Below are 6,228 nucleotides of genomic sequence, written 5' to 3' on the forward strand. Positions count from 1 at the left end.
GCATCTTCCGCCCATGCCAGCAGCTACGCCGCCAGAGCGTCATCCGCAGCCTGCTTGATCAGCCATTCGATGTGATTTGACCACATCTGCAACACCTCGCGCTTCTCCTTGACGTTGCTATAGAGATTGTAGATTTCGCCAATGTCTGTCAAGGACGCCGCCTTGTGATTCAGTATGTGCTCGATGACGTGTGGCAATACCTGCCGCCTGCCGAGATTTGTCGCGAGCGTCCTGCGCAGATCGTGAAGGGTCCAGTTCTCCAAAGCCACCCCGTCAGTATTGACCTTGCCGTCTAGAGCCTTCTTGCCCTTCGCGTAGCCTGAGAAGTGGCTTCTTTCGTTGCCCCTCGCAGGGAAAAAAACGTGTCATTGGTCTTCGGTACCGTCTGGGGGACCGACACCGCCAGTGTGGACAGCGGAATAAGCGTAGGCTCTTCGTTCTTCGTGCGGTCACCCGATAGTTCCATGTTCCGGCTTCAAGGTTGAGGACCAACGCATCGCGGCAACTTCCGTACGCCTCTGTCCGGTCAGAATGAGCAGCTTGACGATGGAGCCGAACGAATAGCCGATATCGCCCGGTTCGGGCTCACAGCCCGTTCATATAGCCGCCAGTTCGGCATCGTTCACCACTCGCTTGCGCTTGACGATCGGGGCCGGATCCGGATTTTCCAATCCCTCGCGGGGAAACCGCGGATGAGCCGTTGCGGCGGTTTGCGACACCAGTTGAAAAATGCCCGCATACACCAGAAGGCCGTGTTAGCCGCTTGCGGGTGACCCCCGGCGACGATCTTCTTGGTGATGTTAGCAATGTCGGTGTCGATCACATGGTGGATAGAGCGACTCCCGAGGGCAGGCACAAGATACCGGTTCAGGCTGGCCTCGACCAGTGCGGTGTTTTGAGGGTCGTTACTCGGCGGCCTGGAGGTGACCGCCATCGCCGTCCTCGGTATCGTCAGCGCTGATATGCGCCTGATCGGCAAGGAAGGCTGGCAGTTCCGATGGAGCTATGCTGGAATTTGGGTGACGAGGCTGATCAAGCGGCGCTCTGCGGCTTCGTTTCGATGACCTGGATTCCGTCCAGGAACCTGGCACCTGCGATGAGTTTCGGCAACTGATTTTGTCCTTTCAATCGTCGCCACTTCCTGGCCGCGGCCAACAGCTTGAAGACCATCAGCTGGGCGGTTTTCGAGGATAGCGAGCCCTTGGTACGCACCGTGCGATAGCGAACGGTTGCAAAGACGCTTTCGATGGGATTGGACGTTCGCAGATGATCCCAGTGTTGGGCGGGGAAATCGTAGAGCGCCAGCGACGCAATATGATCTTTCGTCAGGCAGTCGACCGCCTTGGCATACGCCTCGGCCTCCATCTCGATCGCATGCGCAAGCAATTTGCGCGCGCCGCTGCGAAGTACATCCGTCAGGGTATCATCGATTTCGTCGGGCTGACGAAGGCGAACAATGTGTTGATAGTCTCGTTCATGGCGTATCACTCTCCTTGAGAGGTACTGGCAGGCTTCATCACCCGCCTCGATACGCCGCTCTCCTCAAGCCGCCATCATCCAGTTTCCGCCATGGCTCCCCCTGATTGATCCGCTTCACCTGTGCAACTGCACAGGCTGCCCTAGCGGGGAGATTGGCCTCCAATGGCGAAAGCTTGCCGCAGGAGACCCTCCGATGACCGTGCCTATGGCGCCGCCGCTACGACAACTTGCCGACAAGCAGCGTGCGATCCACTGCCGCGCTACTGCGCCTTCAAGGGACGTCTGGATCGCGACGCAGGAGCCGATGACCGTTACGGGATCAATTCCAGGTCGCGCTGGCCGTCGCTGTGCCAGTTCGACGGTCTGGTGGCAATTTGGGCACATCTTCTGTCGCCGACAGTGGCGATGGCTGACGCTTCAACGAAACGGGGTCTTCGACGTCTGCTGCCTTCGCCGATGCTTTGCGAAGTGGCATAATGTTTCGACGCACGCAGGCGCGGGCAGGGGATGTCAGTCATGAATCTCCTGACTGGCGCGGATCAGGCCGATTGGCGGGATGAAAGATCATACGACTACACCGCTGGCCTGACGCTGCGGGAGTGGGCTTGGGAGTTCTTACGCCGCAATCCAGCGTTCCAGCGCGATCTGACCGCTGCGCGCCAGCATTGCAAGACTTGGTCTCTCCAATCCTTTCTCGATATGGTCGCGTCGGCCGGCGACCTGTCACGCTGGGGTGTTCTGTTTCGCGGAGTCTTGTGGCCGCGCTTCGGTCGTATTCTGGTGTCCGCTCTGGTGCGTCCATGTGCTGCCGGTCATTGCGGAACGGTTGCCTGCCTCGTCGCCGACACCGCCGTTCGAACTCTCGGCATTGCCCTGTCGTGCAATCGTCCTGCTGGCGCCCGACAAGAGCCAGCATGTTCTTCTTCGCAATGCGGACCACGCGCTGCAGCTCGCCGTCTCGGGCGCGAATATCCTCCACCCTGTTTGCCTGCATACGCAAGCCATCTGGCCCGCGGTGCTTTTAAAGCATCGACTGAGGGGACTGGAGTGCCTCAATGCTCTCAGTCTAGGGCAACAGTTGCCCCCCCGCTTGTTTGCGCCGGAAAAGCGCGGCGTTCGTTTGTCCTTCGTTCTTCGTGCGCTCGACGGTTCGCTCGCCGGAGCACCTCATCGCGAGCTCGCCGAAGTTCTCATCGGTCAACGGCGCGTCCATGCCGACTGGGCGGATCCTCGCGATCATCTGCGCGACCGCATCCGTCGGGCCGTCTCGCGTGGCCGCGCGCTCATGAATGGTGGCTACAGAGATTTCCTAATTTGAAAAGCGACAGTCCGCGCTGTGCGTCGGTGGATGAACGTTCGCTCGCAGCTGTACCCGTCACCAACAGTTCGCCCGCCGACAGGACTGCATGGCGCCTTGCAAGTGCGCTCTGGTCTAGCTTGTCGATGCCGAAATGAGATGGGCGAGGGTGCCAAGGCGGTGGTTCATTAGGGCCGGCCTCGACCTGGACGCACATCATTGGTCGGAAAGCGGCGTGCACCGCAATGTCGCCATAGCAGCCAAGATCCTTTGAGGCCGGACCTGCAGTCCTGTTGGACCGGCGGGTGCAACAATATGGAGGGATCTGAGGCCTCACACCGTTCCCTGGTCGACAGCTCGGTCAACATAGCACCCACCGCTTGATTATGGAAATGGTGTGCCTGGAGTGCAGCGAGTAGCGGCTTGCTGCGCACTGTCCTAAGAATAGCAGTCATGACCCGTCTGGGGTTCTGCAACACGACGATTCAACCGCTTGGGCATTGTCGCATATCCCACAATGTAGAATGCGCAACAGGGCAAAAGCTGATCCATCGGCGGTTTATCAATGCTTTTTGGCTTGGCACGGCACATGCAACGCAATCGGCAAAAGGCGCACGAACTGAGTGGCCCATCGGCCCTAGGAGCGCTGACTTATGCCCTCCCAAGGCATGTCCGGCCCGACAGCGAGCTCAGTCTCCTGCCGGGCATCCGTGTTTCAGGTCAACGGCGTTTGGAACTTCCAATTAGGTGGCGGCATTGACCGCAGGCCGCCCCCCGGTGGGGCGGAGAGACAGTGCAGCAGGTTTCAAATCCCGCCCATGCAAAGATATTTCATTTCCAGATAGTCCTCGAGGCCATGACGGGAACCCTCCCGCCCGATGCCGGATTGTTTGATCCCGCCAAACGGTGCCGCCTCCGAGGACATGCGTCCCGTGTTGATGCCAACCATGCCATATTCCAGAGCCTCTGCCACACGCCAGACCCGCTTCAGGTTTGAGGCATAGAAGTATGCGGCGAGGCCGTATATCGTGTCATTGGCCTCGCGCACGACCTGATCCGCATCGTTGAAGCGAATGATCGGCGCGAGCGGCCCGAATGTCTCCTCTTGCGCGACTGCCATGACGCTGGAAATCTCGGTGAGGACCGTGGGTTCGAAAAACGTGCCATTCTTGCCGATACGCTGGCCCCCGCATCGTATTGTGCCGCCTTTCGCAATGGCATCTGCGACGTGAGACTCGATCTTGGCCAGAGCATGCTTGTCGATGAGCGGTCCGATGTCCACTCCGGCATCGAATCCGTCGCCAACCGACAAGTGCCGGATTCTTTCCACGAATTTCTTGACGAACTCATCGTGAACGCTCGATTGGACGTAAATGCGGTTCGCGGAAACGCAGGTCTGGCCGGCATTGCGGAACTTCGCCTGGACCGCACCGTCAACAGCACCGTCAATGTCGGCATCATCGAAGATGATGAAAGGTGCATTGCCGCCGAGTTCAAGGCTGACCTTCTTGATCTGGTCAGAGCACTGACGCATCAGCAGCCGTCCGACCTCGGTCGAACCGGTGAAGCTGATCTTTCGAATCTTGGAATTGGTGCAGAGTTCACGGCCCACGCGATCACCTTCGGACGCATAGATCAGGTTGACCACGCCATCGGGAAAGCCGGCCTGATGGGCGAGGGCGAACATTGCGCCAGCCACGAGCGGCGTCTGTTCAGCGGGCTTGAGCACGATTGTGCAGCCCGCAGCCAAGGCCGGCGAGATTTTGCGCGCCACCATGGAGGCCGGGAAATTCCATGGCGTGATCGTGCCAACAACGCCGATGGGCTGCTTGATCACTAGCATTCGGCGGTCTGTCGAGGGTGCCGAGATCGTCTCGCCATAGACGCGATTGGCCTCCTCGGCATACCATTGCAGATACGCCGCCGCATGCGATACCTCTGAAATGGCTTCGGCAAGCGGCTTGCCCATTTCCGCAGTCAGAATCGCGGCGAGATCGCCTGCATGGTCGATGATCAGCTGATGCCATCGCCAAAGAACGTCGCTACGTTCTCGGGCCGTCAACGCGGCCCATCCCGACTGCGCAACATAGGCCTTGTCTACCGCAGCACGTGTCTCCTCCACGCCCATATCGGGAAGCTCTGCCAAAACTTCGCCGGTCGACGGATTGACGACCTCGAACGTCTTATTGCCAACTGGTCTGCCGAGTGCCGGCAGGCGGTCGATGGCTCCAAACAGGTGCGGGGATTTCAGACGGCGGATCATCGGCAGGCACAGGGGCAATACCGGATTCCTCCTCAACGCAGCGAACATCCAGGTCGACAGGCCGTCAGTGTGTATTCTGCACCAGTGGGTTCGTCGTAGGGCCTCGGCAAAGCAGCTGGTAGACCACGCTAGCCCGATGAAAAGACAGCAGTTTCGTTAGTTTGAGTGCCCGCGGTTCATCAATTGATGGATTAAGCAGTCGGATGTTTGCTTCATCCACCATGCCTGCTGGTGGCATGCGACTGAATTCTGCAAAAAGGCGGCATACATGCTGAGGAGCGCCATTTCGGCGAGAGGCCGCCGGACCGCCAATGCCGCGCAAGGTCGGCGAAAACGACTCCGCGCGTCTGCATGATCTGCTTGGCCCACGGGCCTCCACATTCGCTCTTCCCACGAGAAGCCCCGATGAAGAAGGAAGGTGAGATGAGTTTCTTTACTCATCCTTGCCGCCCAGCGGCGGGCCGACCACCAAAATGGCGGGCTCGGCCGAAAGCAGCTTTTTGGCCGCCGCCTTGACCTGTTTGAGCGTCACCCGACCGATGCTGCGGGCGCGACGCTGGTTGTAGTCGACGTCGGCCTTGTGAATCTGCAAATCCAGGAGCCGGTCTGCAATCGAGCGGGTCGAGCCCAGTTGGTCGATGGCATAGGCGCCGATCAGGTGCTTCTTCGACGCCTTGAGCTCGGCCCCGGTCGGTCCTTGCTGCGCCATCTGCTTTACCACATCTCGCACGATGCTCAGTGTTTGGGCAGCGCAGTCCGAGCGTGTCTCTGTCGTAACCAGAAGCGAGTCAAGGGTTAGTTCAGAGCTGACGTGATAGGCAAGGCCGCGTTTTTGACGTACCTCCTCGTAAAGGCGGGAAGTCAAGTATGAGCCGCCAAGGATGTCGTTCAGCAGCACGGCCGCGTAGAAATCCGGCGCGCTAGGCTTCACGCCAGGCCAGGCCAACGTCAGCGAAGTCTGCGGCAGGTCGTAGTTCTCCTCCACCAGTTGACCGAGTTTCGGCGCGACATCGTAGACGGGGACGAGGGTTTGTTGCTCAGGCAAATCACCAAACAGCTGGTCAAGCCTTTCCCTCAACGTGTTCGCGTCAATGTCACCCACCACGGCAATATGGAGCCCGTCGCGAGCGAAAATGGCCTGGTGGAAGGCGCGGAGGTCGGACGGCGTGATGCCGGGCAGGCTCTCTTT

The 6,228-nt window shown here is 59.4% G+C and carries 5 protein-coding genes; 1 reads left to right on the forward strand and 4 read right to left on the reverse strand.

The window, feature by feature from the left end:
- Positions 1-23: 23 nt before the first annotated feature.
- Complete coding sequence (locus EN884_RS40160; RefSeq protein ID WP_135907184.1) at positions 24-152, reverse strand: hypothetical protein; 129 nt, start codon at positions 150-152, stop codon at positions 24-26.
- Between the two features lie 880 nt (positions 153-1,032).
- Positions 1,033-1,488 carry a transposase gene (locus tag EN884_RS21540; RefSeq protein WP_256748481.1) on the reverse strand — a complete coding sequence of 152 codons (456 nt, stop codon included), beginning with the start codon at positions 1,486-1,488 and terminating at the stop codon, positions 1,033-1,035.
- A gap of 793 nt (positions 1,489-2,281) precedes the next feature.
- Between EN884_RS21540 and EN884_RS21545 the strand changes: the two genes are divergently transcribed.
- Positions 2,282-2,797, forward strand: a complete 516-nt coding sequence (locus tag EN884_RS21545) for a DUF2285 domain-containing protein (protein ID WP_224570032.1) — start codon at positions 2,282-2,284, stop codon at positions 2,795-2,797.
- Between the two features lie 784 nt (positions 2,798-3,581).
- Here the strand turns inward: EN884_RS21545 and EN884_RS21550 are convergent.
- Entirely contained in the window at positions 3,582-5,057 is a 1,476-nt protein-coding gene (locus EN884_RS21550) for an NAD-dependent succinate-semialdehyde dehydrogenase (RefSeq protein ID WP_095769043.1), read from the reverse strand.
- Positions 5,058-5,472: 415 nt separating this feature from the next.
- Positions 5,473-6,228 (reverse strand): pitrilysin family protein (locus EN884_RS21555; protein WP_164895090.1); only part of this gene is annotated, 756 nt, incomplete at its 5' end.

The organism is Mesorhizobium sp. M7A.F.Ca.AU.001.01.1.1, assembly GCF_004022735.1.
Taxonomy (GTDB): domain Bacteria; phylum Pseudomonadota; class Alphaproteobacteria; order Rhizobiales; family Rhizobiaceae; genus Mesorhizobium; species Mesorhizobium ciceri.